Source organism: Candidatus Trichorickettsia mobilis, assembly GCF_963422225.1.
Lineage (GTDB): Bacteria > Pseudomonadota > Alphaproteobacteria > Rickettsiales > Rickettsiaceae > Trichorickettsia > Trichorickettsia mobilis_B.
In genome coordinates, this window is the sequence record NZ_OY728607.1 from 776433 (window position 1) to 797093 (window position 20661).

22 protein-coding genes are annotated in these 20661 nt (G+C 35.3%); 6 read left to right on the forward strand and 16 right to left on the reverse strand.

The features are described 5' to 3' along the window. Positions 1-14: 14 nt before the first annotated feature. The 4 genes from R2I74_RS03635 to R2I74_RS03650 all read right to left on the reverse strand — a co-directional run bounded on the left by R2I74_RS03635 (position 15) and on the right by R2I74_RS03650 (position 2993). Positions 15-227 carry a hypothetical protein gene (locus tag R2I74_RS03635; protein ID WP_316354027.1) on the reverse strand — a complete coding sequence of 71 codons (213 nt, stop codon included), beginning with the start codon at positions 225-227 and terminating at the stop codon, positions 15-17. After that, on the reverse strand, positions 220-972 hold the full coding sequence (locus tag R2I74_RS03640) for an ATP-binding cassette domain-containing protein (RefSeq protein WP_316354029.1): 753 nt from the start codon (positions 970-972) through the stop codon (positions 220-222). The genes R2I74_RS03635 and R2I74_RS03640 overlap by 8 nt, the downstream gene beginning before the upstream one ends. Continuing rightward, positions 969-1817 (reverse strand): ABC transporter permease subunit, encoded by an 849-nt coding sequence (locus tag R2I74_RS03645; protein ID WP_316354030.1) that lies wholly within the window; start codon positions 1815-1817, stop codon positions 969-971. Before R2I74_RS03645 ends, R2I74_RS03640 begins: the two co-directional genes overlap by 4 nt. 252 nt (positions 1818-2069) lie before the next feature. Then, positions 2070-2993, reverse strand: a complete 924-nt coding sequence (locus tag R2I74_RS03650; RefSeq protein ID WP_316354031.1) for an ABC transporter substrate binding protein — start codon at positions 2991-2993, stop codon at positions 2070-2072. Between the two features lie 386 nt (positions 2994-3379). On the opposite strand from R2I74_RS03650, the gene R2I74_RS03655 reads away from it, so the two are divergent. Further along, complete coding sequence (locus R2I74_RS03655; RefSeq protein WP_316354033.1) at positions 3380-3598, forward strand: hypothetical protein; 219 nt, start codon at positions 3380-3382, stop codon at positions 3596-3598. Between the two features lie 451 nt (positions 3599-4049). Here R2I74_RS03655 and R2I74_RS03660 read toward each other — a convergent pair whose 3' ends face one another. Together R2I74_RS03660 and R2I74_RS03665 are read right to left on the reverse strand one after the other, a co-directional pair. Continuing rightward, on the reverse strand, positions 4050-5306 hold the full coding sequence (locus R2I74_RS03660) for a pyridoxal phosphate-dependent aminotransferase (protein WP_316354034.1): 1257 nt from the start codon (positions 5304-5306) through the stop codon (positions 4050-4052). 183 nt (positions 5307-5489) lie between these two features. Continuing rightward, complete coding sequence (locus R2I74_RS03665; RefSeq protein WP_316354036.1) at positions 5490-6158, reverse strand: glutathione S-transferase family protein; 669 nt, start codon at positions 6156-6158, stop codon at positions 5490-5492. Between the two features lie 709 nt (positions 6159-6867). On the opposite strand from R2I74_RS03665, the gene R2I74_RS03670 reads away from it, so the two are divergent. Together R2I74_RS03670 and R2I74_RS03675 are read left to right on the forward strand one after the other, a co-directional pair. Beyond that, positions 6868-8691: a HEAT repeat domain-containing protein gene (locus tag R2I74_RS03670; protein WP_316354038.1), complete on the forward strand. Its 1824-nt coding sequence runs from the start codon at positions 6868-6870 to the stop codon at positions 8689-8691. A gap of 74 nt (positions 8692-8765) precedes the next feature. Next, positions 8766-9595, forward strand: a protein-coding gene (locus R2I74_RS03675) for an IS5 family transposase (RefSeq protein WP_316353078.1) whose coding sequence is annotated in 2 segments (ribosomal slippage) — positions 8766-9156 and positions 9156-9595 — 831 coding nt in all. Because the reading frame shifts where the segments join, the coding sequence is not laid out codon by codon here. 502 nt (positions 9596-10097) lie between these two features. On the opposite strand, the gene R2I74_RS03680 is transcribed toward R2I74_RS03675, so the two are convergent. The 5 genes from R2I74_RS03680 to R2I74_RS03700 all read right to left on the reverse strand — a co-directional run bounded on the left by R2I74_RS03680 (position 10098) and on the right by R2I74_RS03700 (position 14979). Next, the gene (locus R2I74_RS03680; RefSeq protein WP_316354039.1) at positions 10098-10817 is read right to left on the reverse strand and encodes a phosphoribosylaminoimidazolesuccinocarboxamide synthase; all 720 of its coding nucleotides are present in this window, start codon (positions 10815-10817) and stop codon (positions 10098-10100) included. Positions 10818-10964: 147 nt separating this feature from the next. Then, positions 10965-12239 carry a M16 family metallopeptidase gene (locus R2I74_RS03685; protein WP_316354040.1) on the reverse strand — a complete coding sequence of 425 codons (1275 nt, stop codon included), beginning with the start codon at positions 12237-12239 and terminating at the stop codon, positions 10965-10967. Further along, on the reverse strand, positions 12236-13249 hold the full coding sequence (locus R2I74_RS03690) for a glycosyltransferase family 4 protein (RefSeq protein ID WP_316354041.1): 1014 nt from the start codon (positions 13247-13249) through the stop codon (positions 12236-12238). The genes R2I74_RS03685 and R2I74_RS03690 overlap by 4 nt, the downstream gene beginning before the upstream one ends. A 64-nt stretch (positions 13250-13313) precedes the next feature. Continuing rightward, on the reverse strand, positions 13314-14558 hold the full coding sequence (hisS, locus tag R2I74_RS03695) for a histidine--tRNA ligase (protein WP_316355272.1): 1245 nt from the start codon (positions 14556-14558) through the stop codon (positions 13314-13316). Positions 14559-14712: 154 nt separating this feature from the next. Continuing rightward, positions 14713-14979, reverse strand: a complete 267-nt coding sequence (locus R2I74_RS03700) for a hypothetical protein (protein WP_316355365.1) — start codon at positions 14977-14979, stop codon at positions 14713-14715. On the opposite strand from R2I74_RS03700, the gene R2I74_RS03705 reads away from it, so the two are divergent. After that, positions 14879-16051, forward strand: coding sequence for a dicarboxylate/amino acid:cation symporter (locus tag R2I74_RS03705; protein ID WP_316355274.1), 1173 nt, complete (start codon positions 14879-14881; stop codon positions 16049-16051). The genes R2I74_RS03700 and R2I74_RS03705 overlap by 101 nt on opposite strands. A 9-nt stretch (positions 16052-16060) precedes the next feature. Here the strand turns inward: R2I74_RS03705 and R2I74_RS03710 are convergent, their stop codons facing one another. Next, positions 16061-16432, reverse strand: coding sequence for a helix-turn-helix domain-containing protein (locus tag R2I74_RS03710; protein WP_316354042.1), 372 nt, complete (start codon positions 16430-16432; stop codon positions 16061-16063). Between the two features lie 4 nt (positions 16433-16436). After that, complete coding sequence (locus R2I74_RS03715; protein ID WP_316354043.1) at positions 16437-16733, reverse strand: type II toxin-antitoxin system HigB family toxin; 297 nt, start codon at positions 16731-16733, stop codon at positions 16437-16439. 368 nt (positions 16734-17101) lie between these two features. On the opposite strand from R2I74_RS03715, the gene R2I74_RS03720 reads away from it, so the two are divergent. Next, positions 17102-17266 carry a hypothetical protein gene (locus R2I74_RS03720; protein ID WP_316354045.1) on the forward strand — a complete coding sequence of 55 codons (165 nt, stop codon included), beginning with the start codon at positions 17102-17104 and terminating at the stop codon, positions 17264-17266. A 30-nt stretch (positions 17267-17296) separates the two neighbouring features. Then, the gene (locus R2I74_RS03725) at positions 17297-17647 is read left to right on the forward strand and encodes a coiled-coil domain-containing protein (RefSeq protein ID WP_316354046.1); all 351 of its coding nucleotides are present in this window, start codon (positions 17297-17299) and stop codon (positions 17645-17647) included. A 12-nt stretch (positions 17648-17659) separates the two neighbouring features. On the opposite strand, the gene terL is transcribed toward R2I74_RS03725, so the two are convergent. From terL to R2I74_RS03740, 3 genes are read right to left on the reverse strand one after another with little or no spacing between them, the layout of a single operon-like run. Continuing rightward, positions 17660-19063 carry a phage terminase large subunit gene (gene terL / locus R2I74_RS03730; RefSeq protein ID WP_316354048.1) on the reverse strand — a complete coding sequence of 468 codons (1404 nt, stop codon included), beginning with the start codon at positions 19061-19063 and terminating at the stop codon, positions 17660-17662. A 2-nt stretch (positions 19064-19065) separates the two neighbouring features. Continuing rightward, on the reverse strand, positions 19066-19449 hold the full coding sequence (locus R2I74_RS03735; RefSeq protein ID WP_316354049.1) for a hypothetical protein: 384 nt from the start codon (positions 19447-19449) through the stop codon (positions 19066-19068). Continuing rightward, positions 19446-20630 carry a phage portal protein gene (locus R2I74_RS03740; RefSeq protein ID WP_316354050.1) on the reverse strand — a complete coding sequence of 395 codons (1185 nt, stop codon included), beginning with the start codon at positions 20628-20630 and terminating at the stop codon, positions 19446-19448. Before R2I74_RS03740 ends, R2I74_RS03735 begins: the two co-directional genes overlap by 4 nt. Positions 20631-20661 lie beyond the last annotated feature (31 nt).

The window sequence follows — 20661 nt, forward strand, 5'->3', positions numbered from 1 at the left end:
CTATTAAAAATTTATTATCTATTTAATGATTTAGATTTACTAACTTCTGCCAACTGCGCCTGCAACTGCAATACTATATGCTGCAATGCTTCAAACTCCTCACGCGACACATATTTTCCTCGCAATAAATTATCTTCAATAAAATCACGACTTTTATCAATCAAACCATTATTAGCTTCACCACAAACCGTGCCAATACCGGTTAATATTTTCATTACTTTACGCATTATCATTACTCCGTGATCTTACAGCTGACATTATTTCCTTCAACTCTTCTATAGATAAATTAGCAGTTTTCTTTTGATCAAATACGATATGTCCTTCATCTAAGATTATCAATCTATCACCATAATGTACAGCATCTTCTAAATGATGCGTGACCATTAACGTCGTAATTTTATTGGTGGCAATTGCTTTGCTGGTAAATTGCATCACCTCCCTCGCTGCCCTTGGGTCTAAAGCTGAGGTTGGTTCATCCAAAAATAATATTCGTGGCGGATGCGCAAGCACTAACGCCAACAGCAAAGCCTGTTTCTCACCACCAGATAAAGTCCGTACTTGTTGATGTAGATATTGCCCAAATCTTTCGGGATTTGAGGTTAATGCAATTATTTGTGCATGATTTAAGCGCTCCGCAGCGCTAAATCGACTTTCCCATAAATCAATATTTTCTGCTAAAGTCAATTCTACAAATAACCGATCTGCAGCTACTTGCGAAACAGTGATTAACTCTTTGGCTTTTTGCGATAAAGTCATGCTGGATAATAGCTGTTCTCCAATAAATACTTGCCCACTGGTTGGAATACGCTCTCCTGACAATACTTTAATCAAACTCGATTTACCACTACCATTATGCCCAAGGATGATCACAAATTCTTCCGGTAAAATAGTAATACTAGTCTCAAATAAAATCGGCGCTGCTCTATCGCTTGCTACAATTGCGATCTTTTCTGCGTAAACTTGAGCACTCATAATTTCTTACTCGGCACACGAACTTTCCTTAAAGCAAAAAATAATGCCATACCTAACAGCAATTTAAGATTGGCTGGATTTACTCCTATTCTTAATAAGCAACTTAAGCAAAGACAGTATAAAAATATACCAACAAAACAAGCCAACATTTCTTTAGCAACGCAAAACTTTATTTGTTGCCTAATTACCAAATGCCGCCCGATAACAATAGCTCCAATACATATCAACGCAATACCAAAACCCATATTAATGTCAGCAAAGCCATTTACCTGCGCCGCTAATGCCCCGGACAAAGCAGCCAATGCTCCACTTAAAGATAACCCAATCAACCGGTAATTCTCAACCGCTTTACCCAACACTCGCAATAACCCCTGATTATAACCAAAGGCTCTCAAAGTGAGGCCAAAATTACTTTTAAGCAGTATAATAAATAATATGACTAGAATAATAGCAAGGAAAGCTAATGGTATTAACCAAAGCTCAAATGGCGTTAATGATAAAATCGTGGGCTTCTCCAACACCGATAGATTCGGTCTGCCTAATACTTGCAGATTAACCGAATATAGCATAAAGCTGGCCAGAATCCCGACCACTAGATCTGAGATCATGTTATGTCGCTGCATGACACCAACTATATTACCAACTATAACTCCAGCAATCATACTAAAGATCATTGCTGGAATTAACCCTAAATCAATAGTCCTAGCAAACACCATCGCTCCTAAGACATAAGTGCCATCAACACTGAGATCAGTGATATTCAAGATATGATAACTTAAATAAATTCCTAAAATTAGCGGAAAAAATAATAGCGACTGCTCGAGCGCCGCAAAAATCAGAGTCATGATATATCCTCAGATTTTGCTAAATTGGATAAGCGAAGACGAGAGCGTTCGCTGAACTGTGTCAAGTCGTCATTGCGAGGCGTAGCCGAAGCAATCCAGAAAAAACTCATATAGCATATTAACTGGATTGCTTCGACCATAAATGGTCTCGCAATGACGACTTGACACAGTTCATTGAACACTCTCATGACATTATGTGTTCGAGATTGTGAAACGAAGTCGAAGCAATCCAGGAAATGATACTGATATTACTCAAAATTCTACCATAGGCAGTTGTAATATTGATATTTCTTCCTTAGAAAAGATATTCTGCTTCAACAACGCATTCTTATTAATGAAAAGCACCAAATCATCTATAGTCTGATAAGGTATATTACTTGGTTTATCACCAGCTAAAATAGCCTTTGCTATCACGCCTGATTTTATCCCGATATCTTTCTCTCTTACTCCTACAGCAATGGTGGCTCCACCTTTAATCGAACCCTCATCAGCCGCAATCACCGGAATCAAACGTTTGTTTGCTTCCTGCACAATTCCCTTAATCCCACTAACTATTAAGTGATCTTTTAAGATCACAAATGCTTGAACATCAGCAGCGGCGCTTTTTAGCGCTAATGGTAAATCAGCCAATGTTTGAATCATTAGCAAATGCAAATCAATACCCTCTTCTTCCGCAAAAGTTTTTAATAGCTCAATTTCCGGTGTTACTTTTTCACTAGCACTATAAATCACTGCTATTCTATGCAATGGCGGTAATTTGATTAAAAATTCAGTCACCGGAATCTCATCATTTACTCCGGTAACATTAGGATTATTCAATGGCTTTAAATCAGCAGCCACACAAATTATTGGTTTATTTTTAATATGAGCTATAGTCATTTGACTGGCAGTAGTGCCAATAGGCATAATAATGTCAATATCTTGTTGCTCTTGCAGTTGCCTAATTAATGCCGACATGATATTAGCATCGCCTTGAGCATTTTTTACAATAAGCTCACTATCATTGCCTTGCAAAGATTCACTGATGCCAGCCACAATTTGTGACATTGCTTCATGTTCTAGAGGAACAATAACCGCAACTTTTTTATTAGCTGCTTGTATGATACTAGGGAAGATGAGGATATTAAAGAATAAAAGAAAAATATATTTAGTAGACAGAAGTTTTAAGTAAGACATAGACCTAATACCGTAATTCAAAATTGATAAATTTGCAAATAACTAAAACAGATTATCAGCGCCAACGCCAACACCCATTAATCATCAAATAATCAACTCTAAAAAATAGCATAAATAACTGCATTAGTGATAAATTGGTACTACAAGAAATATAATAAACTTTTAGTGTACACTAAAAATACAAACGAATCAACAGTCAATTGACCCAAAACTTTATTTAATTGACTATTATTACTCCATTGTTATTATATATTTTCCGGTGATTGAAAACCACCACAACCATCAGCGGTATCCTGCCGCTACTATTAGGACTCCTTTAGCTTTAAGCTGGGAGTCCCTTTACCATATAATAGTGCCTTTGGCATAAAAGTAGAGGGACATGACTGATGGCATGGTTTTCAGCTCCCGGCACCAATTTTTGTGCTTTTACCAAGGAGTTACTATATATGGAATATAATTTAATAGCGGATTTTCTAGCTAAATTTGCTGCTTGTTCTGATCCAATCAAAGCTGTGATTATCGTCAATACCAGTATAATATCAGTCAGTTTCTTATATATCGTTAAACAAACCATTACTGAATCATTAAAATTGTTCAATAACTGAATCAAAACTGTTATCAATCGTTAACTTTAAAATAGCTATTATCCAGAACACAAAGGTCACCCCGAACACAACGCGAGTTGCCAATTAAAACTGCTAGAAACTCCCGTTTCTACGTCTGAGCTGAGGGAGCTTTGCTCCCGTGACAATCCAGTTTTACATTAAATATCATTATTTTCTGGATTGCCACGGGCAGCTGCGCTGCCTCAGCTCAGACGGCTGGAACCGACCTCTCTGGTGTTTAATAAAGTATTTTAATTGGCAACTCGCGTGAACACACAATGTCATCCCGAACTTGTTTCGGGATCTTGTCAGAACATCATAAGATCCTGAAACAAGTTCGGGATGAGATTAAGTGTTCGGAGGACCCTTGTGTTCGGATGACATATGCCTATAAGACGACATATACACATAAGTATTATATATCATATATGAAGTGTCAGTAACTTATCCACTATTTATACCGCTTAATTACTCGCTCGATTGCATCAAGACCACGAGTCAGCTCATCCATTGCGGGGCCAAAACTAATACGGCTATATTGATGAAACCGTGCATATGTTCGCCTTTTTTCTGGATTAACGTCAAAAAATATACCAGGTACCGTAATCACCTTTTCTTCTAGACCAGCCTCAAAAAACTTATAACCATCAGCTATTTTCGTCGGCAACCCTGATAAATTAGCCCAGATATAAAATGTTCCCTGCGGCTCTTTCTCTACTTTAATACCCATCTTGGTTAATCTATTTAGCATATAATCACGTTTCTTGATAAAACAACTTTGTAACGCCTTAGTCTCTTGGATGACATATTCTGGCTCAAGCAAAGAAAGCGCTTGTTGTTGAACCATATTATTTGCTCCACCATCGAGAAAAGAACCAGCACTAGTAACTACCTGAATTACATCTTTAGGAGCGACTGTCCAGCTTATACGCCAACCTGGATAGCGCCAATTTTTTGTAAGTCCATCAATAATAATTACTGGATCAGTATTGACATCCGTAACATATTTAGCTGCTGATATCATTGTAGGAGACTGACTATTAATATCCGTATAAATATAGTGAGAATAAAATTCATCAAGAATTAAGGAGCAATTATAATCTCTGCCTAATTCTACTAATTGCTGCAGTTGATTACCTGCTATAACTTGACCAGTAGGGTTGCATGGATTGCTTAACAATACCGCACTCAAACCACGACCAGTAATTTCTTGCTTGATATGCTCTAACGACACTTGATAACCACAGGTTACGTCCTGAATAATTGGAATCGGGACAAAGGCTTTGAATACCCCGAGCAATTCTTCGTAAGCGGTATAATCTGGAATAAAATGCCCCATATTAATGCTACCCATTGATGCAGCAATCCGCGTTAAGGCAATCCTTCCACCACCAGATATACTAACATTTTCCCATGTATATTGAGACGATTTACCCTGACGATATCTATAGTTATACAAATCAGCAACTTTTTGTCGTAATTCCAATTGACCTGAAGTTGGGCTATATTCATGCAAATGCAAAGGGATGTTGAGATTTTCCACTCTCTTGGGAGCATCTTCCAATATTCCAGCCTCAGGAGCACCCTGCCCCAGATTGGACCACAAAGGATCTCCAGCTTTCCAACCTTTTTCTGTTGCTCGTTGCATAACATAAATCACCCCAGTCTGCGGCAATTTTCTAAAACCAGGAATTTTTAAATAAGGCATATATAACTCCGTAAATTTCAATACTTCGTAAATTTTACTGAACAGATAGACGAAGGTCAAAATTGAAGAAGTGCTAGGAGTCACAGAACCGAGGAGTGGAGCGTATACTTTTAATACGCGAACACCGCAGGTTTCTGATGACGACAACGTAATTCTCAATTTTCACCGAGTGATAGAGTATAATTAGAAGTCGAGGTCTGCATACCCACCAGCCGGAACAAAACCAGCTACCTGATCTTGTAGCAACGGTCGAAAACTTGGCCTAGATTTCAAAATAGCATACCAATGACGCACTACCGGCCAATGATCCCAGTATATTTCACCAAAATAATCAATTACCGATAAATGACAGGCAGCAGCAATATCAGCACAAGTAATACGTTCAGCTATTACATAATCCTGCTTTTCCAATAAATTCGATAAATACTTCAAGTGATGAGTGAGATTTAACTTCATTGCTCGTAATCTCTCTGTTCTTGGCCCCCCTAAGTGAGATAATAATCTGATCACTTTTTCATCGATCAGAATTTTAGTCACCTCATGATAAAATTTATCATTAAACCAGTTAAGCAATCGTCGAATTTCACATTTAATTTCACTATCCTCATCCATAAAAACAAAATTTGGATATTTATCATATAAATACTCAGTAATAGGATAAATACCTGCAACCACTAACCCAAAAGATTCTGCTAATACCGGCAGTCCGCCAGCAGGATTAATGCTCATAAATTCAGGACGACGACACCAATATTCTTCCTTAATCAAATTAAAGGTAATATCCAACTCTTTTAAGTAAACTCTAACCTGCCTCGATAAAGGACATATGGGATAATGATAGAGCTTTCTCATCTTAAGCCAAATTTAAATGATTTATACTAATTATGACGTTTCTATATCAGAATCAAACCTAGCACCAGATAAATTAACATCAGATTAGTAATTCAGGAAAGTATCGACTAGCCATATTTTTCTTCCACATACTAATACTGACCGCTGCTTTAACTTAATTAAAATATCGATATTTGGAAAAAAAAGCAAATATATAAAAATATTAGATCTCTTCGGAAACTGCATGTAAGAGAGGAATTTTTAGGAAGAACGAAGGCAAGCACCGCAGCGTACTCTTGTTTGTTTCGGAGCGAAGACAAATTTTGACAACAAAATTACCCCGAGTAAAGTTTCCGAAGAGGTCTATTGATATTTCTCCATTTTATGTAGTGACATTAAAGAATCCGTACAATCTTTCTAATAAAACCTAAAATTCCGAGAGTGTTCAATGAACTGTGTCAAATCGTCTGAGCTGAGCCGAAGGCGAAGCAATCCAGAAAAAACTCGGCGTGTCAATAAATTGACTGGATTGCTTTGACCACTAACATGGTCTCGCAATGACGAGCCTTACTTTAATTGACACAGTTCATTGAACACCCTCAAAATTCCCTATCAAAAAAGTTAATAATAAGATAATTATTGTCATTTAAAAAATCTATTGCTTATATATATTACATTATGCTATTATAGTTAAATAAGGTTAATTAATTCAAATATTATAAGGATTGATATGAAAAGAATAGGTGAAGGACAAGACCAACAACCCCCAGTTAACAAACCTAATACAATGGTAAATGCTGCTTTGTCTATGCTGCCAAAAAGCCAGCAGGGAAAACAACCGGAGAAAATGCCTGATGAAGTAGTGCTAATTCAGCAATTTGCTCAATCAGTAGTAATTCAAGAAAAAAAACCAGTTAACTTAACTTACTCTCCACAACAAATCATACAAAAACAACATGAAGAAGAGTCAAAATTTAGCAAAATAGAACAGAAAAAACCTTTACAGCAGCAAGTTTTTAAACCGATTGTAATGAAAACCGGTGGCGCATTTCAAGCAATGCAACAAATAGACGAAGACCCAAGAATACAAGGTTTTAAGGATAGACTTATAAACACCCAAAATATTATAGATGAAATTAAACAAAAGAAAACTTTTTCACTTGATTATATACCTATAATAGAAAAAAGATTGCAGTTACCTAGTGAATATCTAAACATCGATGCTGAAGTGCTAACCAATAGTCCAATAGGAATGCAGTACCAAGATCAGGAAGGTTTTAATGTCGGTGCTTTCATGAGACGCTCTGGTCTTCAGCTGCTTAGTGCTGGTGTTAGACATGCTGATCACCAAATTGCTTCAAGCACTTTTAATGCATTAAATGTAGTGCTTCAAGATCCAATGTTAACTGAGGATTCAGAAAATATCGCCCTAGACACTCTAAAAGTTGCAGCTTCTAAAGGCCAGGTACTACCTACAGAAATATTGCAAACTGTAAGTAAACATTTTGCAAATCGTGAAGCGATTTACACCTATGTTATAGCCGCAAAAAATACTACAGCTGTGCTACCAAAAGCTGGCTTAGAAGCTTTAGGAACTGCATTAGCTAATCCTGAACTTCACGAACCTATCGCTATGACTTTTGCTTTTGTAGCACAGAAAGTAGGAAAACCAACATTATCACCAGATACAATATTCGCTTTAACTAAAATCGCAAAAGATCCTAATAGCAACCCAGCAGTTAGACAAAATGCGATTATTGCGCTAAAACTTAGAGAACCAGAATCACATACTTTAGTAGTTGAAACTTTAAGAGAATGTATTAAAACCAACCCAAACAACGCTGTAGGAGAAGTAGCGGGAAAAATATTAAAAGGGTTGGCCTTAGAGAACGAAATATTCTTTAAAGAGCAACTACAATCTCTAATAATAATAACTAGTAGACTAGAAAATGAGCTACAATTTGCACTCGATGAAATAGCAATACAAGCAGTAGCTGATACTCTTACACAACAAGTGCCAGCAGATATAACAGAAGCAGCTCTAGTTGTTTTTGGATTAGCTGCTCAGAAACAAGTGCTACCAGAAAACGTCTTACAAGCCATTGAACCACATTTATTCAGTGAAGATGTAGGAGTCTCAACTAGAGCCGTCTTAAGCTTAACGCTTATTGCAAAGCAACAGCCTCTACCTAATACGACTTCTGTAGCACTTAGTAACATGTTGCTTGATCCTATGTATGATCAAGCTGAAAATAGCAGCCTTAAGATTCTCATTTCCGAGGTTTTTGGGCATGGAAAATTTAAAGAGCAAGTTTCTGCTGAAGTAGCAACAAATTTACTGCAATTTGTACAAAACACAAAAGAACTGCCTTACATTGCAGCTCAAGACTTATCCTCTATGAAAGTAAATATTTTATGTGGATTAAGCAAACCATCAAATGAAATTAAAGAAATAGTATTGAATGGCTTGATAAATATTATAGAACAAAAGTCTGATGAACAAGTTGTAGAGATTGCTCAGAAAATATTTACTCACATTACTGAACAACTATAAATTTAACTCAATAGACCTCTTTCGAAACTGGACTAAATATGCTATAAAGTCGAATTTACTTAATTTAGAACTATATGAGATATAAAAATTTAAGCATTTTATCGGAAGAGCATTTTAGAAGATTAACTGGGGTAAGAAATAGTACATTCGAAAAGATGGTAGGGATTTTAAAGACAGAGAAACAAATAAATAGGAGGTACCAAGGTGGCAGAAGAGCTAGTCTTAGTATGGAAGACAGCCTATTAATGACACTTGAATATTTAAGGGAATACCGTACCTATTTTCATATAGCTAAGAATTATGGGGTTAGCGAAAGCAGTGCATTTAAAACAATTCGTTTTGTTGAAGACACTCTAATAAAACATCCGGATTTTGCTCTTCCAGGTAAGAAGGCTCTAGTTAAAAGCGGTATGGAGTATGAATTAGTTTTAATAGATGCTACAGAAAGCCCTATAGAGCGACCCCAAAAAAACAGAAATACTATTACTCAGGTAAAAAGAAAAGACATACGTTAAAGACTCAAATAGTAGTAGATAAGAAAAGCAAACGAGTCATATGCACTTCTTTTTCCAATGGTAAGCGTCATGATTTTAAATTATTTAAAGAATCAAGAACCCATATACTGCCTGAGGTTAAAGTGATTACTGATACTGGTTATCAAGGCTTACAGAAGATTCATACAAATTCTGAGCTACCAAAGAAAAAGAGTAAAAAGAATGCTTTAACCAAAGAAGATAAGAAAAATAATAGAAGTTTAGCAAGTGACAGAGTATTAAATGAAAATGTTATAGGTATGTTAAAGCGTTTTAAAATAATTGCTGATAAATATCGAAATAGACGCAAAAGATTTGGTCTTAGGTTCAATTTAATTGCTGGTTTATATAATTGGGATCTTGGTAAATGAGTTTCGAAAGAGGTCTAATATAAAAGAAAAAACACGCTCTCAAAATGGGAGCGTTCGCGGTTTTTAAAATTGAATGTTACTATAACAGTAAGTGTCCACGGGTTTTTAAGATTGAACGTTAGTACAAGGCTTACAAAGCTACAACCACCGTCTGAGCTGAGGAGTGAAACGACGAAGCAATCCAGAAAATAGCTAAAAAACATTGATTTCAACTGGATTGCTTCGTCGTTTCACTCCTCGCAATGACGATTTTTTAATCCGTGAACGCTCACCTATGACGTTCTCATGTCATCATTACGGGAAGTTTGCGCAAAACACCACGACGAGGCAATCCAGAAGATCTAGTGCAAAGAACTGGATTGCTTCAGAGCTAAAGCTCTTCGCAATGACCTTTGGTCGCCAGCTTTATAAGTCGTATATGACTTCAATTTTAAAAACCGTGAACGCTCACCTTTTCCTTAACTTGACGCGTAGGTTTCTGTAAAACTAATAAAATCAGAATTCATTCTCTAAACTGAAGATTAAGGCGCTGTGCTATTGTATGATAAGACTTTATGGCATTTGAGTCTCCAGCGACAAGAGTTTCAAATCCAAATTTTTCATTACTATGTATATCCCATAAACGACAGTTATCTGGGCTAATTTCATCAGCAATCATTGTTACAAATTTCTCTCCATTAAATACACGACCAAACTCTAACTGACATTCCACTAACCTGATTTCAACTCCAACAAACAATCCTGTTAAAAAATCATATGTCCTAATAGCATGATTCTTCACTTGTTTTATTTCTTGTTCGGTTAACCAACCAAAACTAATAATTTGATGTTCATTAATAATCGGATATTTTAGATCACTATTTTTAACTCTAAAATCAATTACCGGATAATCAAAAACATACCCTTCTTCCATGCCAAACTCACTGACATATCGTCCACAAGCTATTGTAGCAATTGATATCTGGATCGGGAACATATCAACGAGTTGCACTAATTGTTCTCGCATATTTATCTTTTCAATCAGATGGTTTTCTATCCCTACCATGTCTAATTTACTCATAATAAAGGATGATATGTTATTATTAATCACTCCTTTGCCAGGAATATCCATTTTAATTCCACCTTCAAGTCTAATCTCATCAGTAAATGCCATAATTAAAGCAAAGTCTTCTTCTGACTGATATAATACCTTGCTTGATCCTTGATAGATTTTGTTTTTCATATCTAAAATATTAGATTAAGGTGAAGAGTTGAGCTAACTGAACTATATCAAGTTCAACTTAAGAGTTTGAAGAACTTAACAAGTTGTAGATTATTTAGGTGCGTGAGACGCAGATTTTCGATGACACGGCACACTAATTTTTGATATTTAACAAATATATCGCTTCAGATCCTGACATAATTCTTCATAACCAATTGATTCTGATAGACAATTGCCAACAATAGATAAAGTTGGCTTCGTAGCAAAGATGTTTATAGCAATATTTTTAATATCTTCAATATTAGCTGCCATAATATGTTCCATTATTTCTTCCACTGATAAATATCTACCAAAAATTGCATAATACTTTCCCACTTCTTCAGATTTACGACTTGAACTTTCTTCTGACATATAGATACTAGCTTTAATTTGCGCTTTAGCTCTATTTAAATCTTCCAAACGTATGTTATATGTGATTTTCTTAATTTCTTCAACTAGAGAAGAAATCATGAAAGCTACTTTATCATGACTGGTAGCAGCATAGATACTAAATAAACCACTATCATGATAAGCACTAATGTAAGTGCCCACTGAATAAGCAAGACCGAGATTCTCTCGTATTTGTTGAAATAATTTCGAAGAAACTCCTCCACCAAGCATCAGAGATAAAAGCTGCGAGTGATATAGCGCCGGTAAATTTAAATATGACGTATTTTCAAAGCCTAAAATGACCGTAGTTTGCTCTAATTCCTTAGTTGTAAAACGATAGCCGCTGGTATATTCAGCGCTAACATAACTATTATCCTGTCCAGTATGTAATCCAGAGAATAGTAGTTCTGCTGACTTCATAATATTTTCATGAGTAACATGACCAGCTACAGACAAATAAATATTATTTGCATTATAGTGTTTACGTAAATAATCTTTAAAAGACTGATGATTAAAGCTATTTAAAATATGCTCTTCACCCAATATTGATCTACCTAATGGTTGATTACGGTAAGCTAAATTATAAAACACCTCTTGAGCGAGATCATCTGGGTCATCAAACACTTGTGCAATCTCTTGTAAGATTACTTTACGCTCTTTGACGATATCTTCTTCAGCAAACAATGAATTTTGCAAGATATCTGCAAGTATTTCAAGCGCTTGGTAACAATCACCATGTAATACTTTAGCATGATAGACTGTATGCTCACGACTAGTATAAGCATTAAAATGTCCCCCGATAGCATCGAAGTTTTCAGCGATATCGAACGCTGAACGAGTACTAGTTCCCTTAAAAGCCATATGTTCAAGAAAATGCGAAATACCTGAGGTTTCTATAGTTTCGTAACGACCACCAACTTTTACAATTAAATTAATGGCTACAGATTGCACCCCAGGCATCATATAGGTTACTACTGTCAAACCATTTGCTAACTTACTAACATTAAATGTCATATTTTACTTATTGTTTTAATAAAATTTGCCAAAAGTGGAGCCACTACTGCGGTAGTATATTTATCATTTACCCTCGCATACGCATTTTCGGCATATTTTTTTGCATCCATTGAGTTAATTAATAAATAGGCTAGTTTTAGCGTTAAATCGTCAACTGAGCCAGCAGTACATAATAATCCATCATGTCTATTACGTATAATTTCCGATGGTCCTTCAGTATTTGTAGAAACTATCGGCATACTATTCACCATCGCCTCCAAAATGATTATGCCAAACGGCTCATGTAACGACGGGACACAAAATATATCGACTTCATTAAAAAACTTTTCTTTATTATTTATCCATCCTACAAATGACACATATTGTTCCAACTTAAGTTCCTGGACTAATTTCAATAATTCGCCTTCTTCTTCACCACCACCACCTATTATCGCTTTAAAGTTATAATGTTGATCTCGTAACTTTGCTAAACTCTTTAGTAAAATATCCACACCCTTTTTTTTCACAAATCTGGTCATTGTTCCAATAACTACAGGGTTATGGAATTTACGCGCCACCAGATCTTTACGTATGTTTATCATATTTGGTATCACCTGGATACAGGATTCTTCAAAATGCTGCTTAATCAAATATTCTCTCATATGCTCAGTTAGAGCAATAATATAATTGCATTTTAATAAATCGGCTATCTTATAATTATGTGCTACACCAACTATTGGACAACGCTTCCCTACTTTACGAGCAAAGTTCACTGCTCTATTACCATGAACTATTATTAAATTAGGTTTAATAAAGATCACCAATATTATCAAATATAACATTGAGAAAAAATCCCAAGGCCCTAAGTTAGGTAACTTTATACTAGTAGCACTACTAGAGTTTATTTTTGCAAAAACACTAGTAATATTAATGACATTAATGTTTTGTGATTTTAAGGCAAAACTATAATCCAGAAAAGATTGTTCTATACCTCCGAGCTTACGACTAAGCATGATATTTAATACTTTCATTTAGGTCTCTTATAAAATTTTAGTATTATAATCTCATAAAACACTTGCGCGCAATATAATAATATTAATTATGCTTCAATATCGCCATAAGTTGCTCAAATTGTAATATGGATTCTTGAGTAGTATCAAGGTCTTTAAGCTTATAAATTGAACGTTCTTGCTCTTCGTCGCCAATAAAAATAACGTATCTTGCGTTTCGTGATACAGCACGTTGGATTCTTTTATTAATTTTACCTTGAGCATCCAGCATAATATTTACATCATTTTGGCGTAATTTATCTGCTAAAATCATACTTATATTAATATTATTTTCACTAATCGGTAAAATAAACACAGGCCTGATCGCTGGGATAAAGTAATTTTTTATTAAAGCAATTCGTTCAATTCCAGCAGCAAAACCAATTGCTGGAACATCAAGACCTTGCATCAATTTTGCCAGACCATCATAACGCCCGCCAGCAAGAACTGTAGATTGCGCTCCAAGCGCTGTGGTAGTATACTCAAATGCGGTATGACTATAATAATCAAGACCTCGCACCAACCGATCATTAATTCGATAACTCACTTGTAATAAATCAAGATATGCCAACACTTCAGAAAAATACTGTTTTGAAAAATCAGTGTAATATTCAGCTATGACTGGAGCGTCATTGATGATCAACCTGTCATTTTCATCCTTAGAATCCAGAATGCGCATCGGATTTTTACTAAGACGCACTACACTATCAGCAGACAACTGATTTTTATGGTCATTGAAGTATTCAAGCAATTTTTTTTCATAAATTAATCTTGATTCATGACAACCCAAAGAATTTATTTCTAAAGTAACCTGATCTGATATCTCAAGAGCCGCTAATAAATCAAATGCAAGTTTTATGGTTTCTGCATCAGAATATGCACCACTAGCACCAATATATTCAAAATTTACTTGATGAAATTGACGTTGGCGACCTGCTTGTGGTCGATCATACCGAAATAATGGTCCATATGAGAAAAATTTTACTGGTAGGTGATGCAGTAAACTCCCATGAATAACACTTCTCATAATTCCAGCAGTAAATTCTGGTCGTAGCGCGATGGTTTCATTACTTTTGTCAAGAAAACTATACATTTCTTTGCTAATTACGTCTGAAGTTTGACCTAAGGTACGATCAAACACTTGAGCATATTCAATAATCGGAGTACTCATAGGAGAATATCCATATAACTCTCCTACCTTTTGCGCACTATTGATGATATATTGGTGAATCTTAAAATTTTCTGGTAATAAATCTTTAGTACCACGTACTGGTTGTAGTTTATTCATAATTTTATTAAATTATCTTAAATAGATTTTAATTTCCTGGAGAAAGAAGTTGACATCATAGCTTTTTTACTAGATAAAGTAAAATGCATTCTGAGTATACTCGTTTTAGTTGAAGAATTGGCGTTGTCTGCCTTGCGATCTGCGGTGCGAAACAAACTTAAGTACGCTGCGCTCCTCGACTTGGCGCTCCGAGCGGATCTTCAACTAAAACTTCGTCTACCAACTTTTCATTTACGCGAAGTATACCATCAACATCAAAAAATCTAATGAATATCTTAAAGTCAATCAACCAATCCTCCGCTTGGCAACGTGTGCTAATTGGCATGATCGCTGGCATTATCATTGGGCTATACTTCGGTAAACAGGTCTCATCACTTTCATATTTAGGAATAATTTTTTTAAACCTAATTAAAATGGTTACCATACCATTAATATTCTTCACTATTATTTACGGAATTACCAGTATCGATAGTTCTGGTGGATTATATAGAATCAGCATCAAAGCAATAGCTACTTTTATTCTCACTGCTTTCATGGCGGTATGCGTCGGCCTAATAACTGCTAAACTGTTACAACCTGGACACAATATTGACCTAAGTATATTAATTAATAATGCTCCACCTCATTCACAGACCCAATCTCTAATCGATATATTAATAGGCATAATTCCAACTAATGTAATAGCAAGCTTAGCAGAAGGTCATATTTTACAGGTTATAGTCTTCTCATTCTTTGTTGGCGTTACGCTACACACCAAGCGTGATAGCTGTCAGGATCTGATAAAAATATGCCACCAAATCTCCAAACTATTATTTCAAATGATTGAAACAATAATGCGGATTGCTCCTATCGGCGTTTTTGGTTATATCGCGGCCATTGTCGGTAACGAAGGAATTACTATATTATTTACTATGGCTAAGTTAGTGCTAGCAATTTTTGTTGGCTGTATTATCCAATATATTTTATTTGGAGTAATGATTTTATTGTGGGGTAAAATGTCGCCAATGCCATTTTACCGTAAAATGCTGGAACCACAATTATTAGCTTTTTCTACTAGTAGCTCCAAAGCAACTTTAGTGCCGTTAATGAAAATAGCTGAATCACGACTTGGCATTTCAACCCAGAACAGCAAGTTTTTATTACCATTATCCGCTGCTCTTAATATGGACGGTGGCGCTATCTATCAATCAATTTGCGCCGTGTTTTTTAGTCAGGCTTTAGGTATTCATCTATCGTGGGCAGATTATGGCACTTTAATTATAATGTGCACGATTGCATCTATTGGTGGTGCTGGTATTCCTGGTGGAGTATTATTATTTTTAGGAATGGTATTACAATCAGTAGGGATACCAATTGATGGTGTATTAATCGTAGCCAGCGTTGACCGTATCTTGGACATGGTTACCACCATGATTAACGTTACTGGTGATGCTTGTGTAACTTTACTTATTGACCGCTCGGAAAATACGTTGGATAAGAAAGTTTATGATAGTTAAGTAATAGAACTAAGCCGTCTTCTTTTTGGTATCAAGAATTAAAATATCAGCTGGAATATTTAGATATTTATGCAATTTCCTGATCATTGGCAAGGTTAAATTTCTTTTTCTATTAAGAATTTCTGATATCCGCCCTCTAGATCCTATGCTTTCTTCTAAATCTTTGCGTGATAATCCCAGTTGTTCCAATCTAAAATTAATAGCTGCAATCGGGTCAGGCAGCTCCATTTTATAATGTTTATTTTCATAATCTTCTACTAAAATAGATAATATCTCTAACTGCTCTGCTCGTTCAGAATTCTCAGCAGCATCAAGTAATTGATCTATTATTTGCAATGCGTTTTCATATTCTTGTTCAGTTTTAATTGTATGTATTTCCATAATTCTATACCTCTGTAACATTAATTTTATCATATTCAGCATGAGTACCCACAAATCTTATATACATTATTTTTATGTCGTACCTTACATAAGTAACTAACCTATATTTATTGCCACAAATATTAAAAACAACACGATTATTACCAACAAAACTAGCGCTCGAAAATAATCGCTTTACTTCATTTGTGTTCTCAAAATTTCCTCGTTTTAAAATTTGATACCAGGCTTTTAAAGGTTGTTCAGAATCAGCATGACCGCTTTCCCAAAAATCTTTTAGCTTTTTTACTGAAATTATTCTCATAAATCTGAATCTTTAGCTAACTTAGGTAGTATACAATACTCCCATTATGGTATCAAGGTTTTTGTATACGTCAAAAATTTAGCGTAACTTCAAGCCAAATAAACAGCAAAAATGATATATACTATAACTACCATCCCTTGACTATTGATATTATTATGTTATTTTATATCTTCCAGGTGCTACAAACACCTTAAATCCCCACCGGCGGTTTGATTCCGCCGTAATATAAGGACTCCTACGGCTTTAAGCCAGGAGTCCCTCTACCATACAATAATGTCTTTGACATAAAAGTAGAGGGGGCATGACCGGTGGCATGTTTTGTAGCTCCTGGCACCAATTTTATTAAATTGAGTAGGAGTATACATATCGTGGAATACAATTTTATCGCCGACCTTCTTGCGAAGTTTGCCGCTTGTTCTGATCTAATCAAAGCAGTAATTATTATTAATATTGGCGTAATGTTTGTCAGTTTGTTATACTTTATTAAACAGAGTATCACTGAATTTATTAAATCAAGCAAAACTAATAATTAAAGGTGTACATAATCGAAAATATTAAAAATTATGACAATAATTAATACACATTCAGTAGTAAAAAATCTAATTGCACACGGTTGGACAGAGAATCAAGCGGAAGTTATGACTGACCTTTTCAGTCAATGCGCAACCAAGGATCAATTGGATGAAATAAAACAGACTATGGTTACTAAAGCCGAGCTCATGGAAGTAAAAACTAATCTTAAAGCTGAGATTATGGAAGTAAAAGCTGAGATTATGGAAGTAAGAACTGAAATTATTAAAATAGAAAATAAAATTACTGATATCAAGCTTGATTTATTGAAATGGACGATGCCAATGTTTATGACTACCATAGGGTTAATGGTTTCAATTCTGATTAAAATGACTTATGGATGAACGAACGCACAATCATAAATCCCGTATTCTCACCATCGTTGAGTAACGCGCTTCTTTACTAAAGTTGAGGCACTGACTAATTGAATCAATAATATCATCATTTTTAGAGTTAGGAAAATTTAATAATTCCTGTAACAAAACAATATTAAATCTTGATTTTTTAGGGATTAATATTTTACTGGCCTGAAACATAGGCACCACTGAAGCAAATCTAGTAACTTTATCCAGTTTTGGTTTAATGGCGATAATGTTCTTAAAACCATTAAATTTAAAATCTTGAATGATTTGCTGACCACTAGCTCTATCTTCAATCAGGATAAATTTTGGCTGATATTTTCCTGCTAATTGCTCAATATTTTTTTTTAAATCTGGATATGTTAATTTAGCTCGCAACATTGATACTAAATAATATATATTCTCAATCACCCCATAGACTGTACAAACACTATAATCTGCATTTTCGGAAACCTTGATTGCCGTATCCCAGCTTTGAATAAAATAGTCAAAACGATCAGGCATGGTCTCATAAAAATTAATGTCCTCTAGTGCCAGTAATGAGTATTTCTGCGGAATCGGTTCTTGCAAATATTGTGCTGCAAAAGCCTGTAAGCCAATTTCCTGCTCAAGCTTCAATAAATGTTCTGTTTGATCTCGTTCCTGGTGTAATACTTCTCCTGCTAAAAATTCATATTCTTTATTATTAATATAAAATTTAATATTCTCGCTGGCCTTAACCGGAATTTTTAAATGTTCCCAATGATCACTATTACTCAATAAATGCCCAGATAAATCTTCGCTATGCAATCTTTGCATTACCAAGATAATTGCGCCATTATTTTTGTCATTAAGTCTGGTGATAAAAGTTTGTTCAAACCATTCGATTACTCGATGACGTAATTTTGGTGAATTAACCTGCAATGGGTTATGAGGATCATCGATAATTAAAAAATCACCACCCTCACCGGTCGCAGAGCAACCAACCGAAGTAGCAAATCTAAAGCCATTAGCATCAGTCAGAAATTTACTTTTCTGATTATGCTTCTTACTTAAGATAGTTTGCGGAAAAATTTGTTTATACCAATCAGAAGCCATTACCAACCGACAATCCATGGAATGCTTGATACTTAATATTTGAGAATAGCTAGCCGCCATAATTCGTTTTGAGGGATCATGACCGAGCACCCAAGCCGGCCAAGCAACACTGATACATAATGATTTCAAACCTCTCGGTGGCAGATTAATAATTAATCTTTTAATCTGCCGATGATGCACTGCTTCCAAATACTCTGCAATCAACTCAATATGCCAGTTTGATTTATATTCTGTACCTGGATTAACGCTATTAAAAACCTTATTAATAAAACTACAAAAATCCTGACGTAATATCGCTTGTAACAAGCTCTCTGGATATTGCACAATTAATCTTTTTTAGAATATTTGCTCAGGAAATACTCAATAATTTCCTGATCTGCTGCCGGCATTATGGTTTTGACATTTAGCGATTCTTCTTTGCTGACCTTGTTTAACTGAATAATCAAAGTAACTAATTTATTCAAAGTATCAGTAATATTCTTTTTTACAGTTAGTGCACTCTTAGACTTATTCAGACGCAACTCATCTAATTCATCTTCAAGCATTAACACTAGTTTTGCAATAAAACTATATAGTTTCGAGATTGTTGGTTGAAGCATGATGTCTAATATTTTTACTGTTGTAGTTATTACGAATTCTCCTAGCCTAACCTCATGAGCTGATATATCCCCATGAATTTGAAAGTGCTGAAATGCGCTATATATCGTCATTGCGAGGATTCTCGTGCCAACAACTGATCGCCACCTGCAATAGCCTCCAACCCAAAAAAACTTCTTTTTTCATTAATCGTCATAAAATCTGCACTAGCAATTTTTGCCCATAAATTTTCACGTTTCTCGGTTAATGCCGAAATACTATCTCGATCAAAATCAATAATGATTTCATCCTGATACCAATGTGAAAACCAATGACCTAAAGCATCAGACAATTTATCCAACAGTGGAATTAAAGTTTCTTCCCATAACGCCAAACGTGCTTCTTGCATATTACTATAAGTATTATCACCACTGATGCCGAGCAATTGCGGAGGAACACCAAAAGCCAAGGCGATTTCTCTGGCAGCTGAATTTTTTAATTCAATAAAATCCATATCTTTCGGACTAATACTAATTTCCCGCCAATCAAGCCCTCCTTCCAATAACAAAGGTTTGCCTGCATTACGACTATTAGTAAATTTTTCATATAGTTGTTCCTGCAAACGAGCAAACTGTTCATCAGTTAGATATCCTGATCCATCTTTCATGATCAAAGCGCCACTAGGCCTGGCACCATTTTTCAATAATGAATTATTCCAGGTGGTAGCATGCTGATGTAATTCTACATGCGCACTTGCTGCCGATAAGCATGATAGACCGTAATATTTATTGGTAGGATGATAATTCTTTAAATGTAATATTTTACTTCTTCGACTTATTTGATCAATAATATAGGTTTTTGTATGAGTACTGGTGTTATATCTATAACTAACCGCCACATTCTGGTTCGTAACAACTTCAATAGCAGCAGCAGGTAACAAATATATTTCATATGGCGGCGAATCATTAAGTGCTGCCGATAAAATATAAGCATTACCATATAATAACTTACTGGCAATGACCTCACTAAAAAAATCTGCCCCGGCTTTTTCAGGGTTTGGTCGATGTAGCAGTCGATAAACCGGATGATCTTTACCAGCTCTTGTGCTGTGATGACCTTTATTGACTACCAAAGGTACATGCCCTGCTGACTGAGCAATTAAATTAACACAACGGTAAACTATGACATTTTTATGATAGGCCTCAACACCAACTGCTCGATCTGTGAATCCTTCGTAATTATAAGCCAAATCTATTAGATTATGTGACTTGTGAACTTTAGGTTTAAAAATTTTTTTTAAGTAACTTTGAATCATTTAAGTTATATTTTTATTCGAAGTGTGTTTA

Bases quoted from the DNA above. Each gene is read 5' to 3' on its own strand.
- R2I74_RS03725 (WP_316354046.1), top strand. From the start codon at position 17,297: ATGACAATAATTAATACACATTCAGTAGTAAAAAATCTAATTGCACAC.
- R2I74_RS03735 (WP_316354049.1), bottom strand. From the start codon at position 19,449: ATGACGATATATAGCGCATTTCAGCACTTTCAAATTCATGGGGATATA.
- R2I74_RS03670 (WP_316354038.1), top strand. From the start codon at position 6,868: ATGAAAAGAATAGGTGAAGGACAAGACCAACAACCCCCAGTTAACAAA.
- R2I74_RS03710 (WP_316354042.1), bottom strand. From the start codon at position 16,432: ATGGAAATACATACAATTAAAACTGAACAAGAATATGAAAACGCATTG.
- R2I74_RS03700 (WP_316355365.1), bottom strand. From the start codon at position 14,979: ATGGTAACCATTTTAATTAGGTTTAAAAAAATTATTCCTAAATATGAA.
- R2I74_RS03740 (WP_316354050.1), bottom strand. From the start codon at position 20,630: ATGATTCAAAGTTACTTAAAAAAAATTTTTAAACCTAAAGTTCACAAG.
- R2I74_RS03665 (WP_316354036.1), bottom strand. From the start codon at position 6,158: ATGAGAAAGCTCTATCATTATCCCATATGTCCTTTATCGAGGCAGGTT.
- R2I74_RS03680 (WP_316354039.1), bottom strand. From the start codon at position 10,817: ATGAAAAACAAAATCTATCAAGGATCAAGCAAGGTATTATATCAGTCA.
- R2I74_RS03715 (WP_316354043.1), bottom strand. From the start codon at position 16,733: ATGAGAATAATTTCAGTAAAAAAGCTAAAAGATTTTTGGGAAAGCGGT.
- R2I74_RS03640 (WP_316354029.1), bottom strand. From the start codon at position 972: ATGAGTGCTCAAGTTTACGCAGAAAAGATCGCAATTGTAGCAAGCGAT.
- R2I74_RS03690 (WP_316354041.1), bottom strand. From the start codon at position 13,249: ATGAAAGTATTAAATATCATGCTTAGTCGTAAGCTCGGAGGTATAGAA.
- R2I74_RS03655 (WP_316354033.1), top strand. From the start codon at position 3,380: ATGGCATGGTTTTCAGCTCCCGGCACCAATTTTTGTGCTTTTACCAAG.
- R2I74_RS03650 (WP_316354031.1), bottom strand. From the start codon at position 2,993: ATGTCTTACTTAAAACTTCTGTCTACTAAATATATTTTTCTTTTATTC.
- R2I74_RS03635 (WP_316354027.1), bottom strand. From the start codon at position 227: ATGCGTAAAGTAATGAAAATATTAACCGGTATTGGCACGGTTTGTGGT.
- R2I74_RS03685 (WP_316354040.1), bottom strand. From the start codon at position 12,239: ATGACATTTAATGTTAGTAAGTTAGCAAATGGTTTGACAGTAGTAACC.
- R2I74_RS03660 (WP_316354034.1), bottom strand. From the start codon at position 5,306: ATGCCTTATTTAAAAATTCCTGGTTTTAGAAAATTGCCGCAGACTGGG.
- R2I74_RS03645 (WP_316354030.1), bottom strand. From the start codon at position 1,817: ATGACTCTGATTTTTGCGGCGCTCGAGCAGTCGCTATTATTTTTTCCG.
- R2I74_RS03705 (WP_316355274.1), top strand. From the start codon at position 14,879: ATGATCGCTGGCATTATCATTGGGCTATACTTCGGTAAACAGGTCTCA.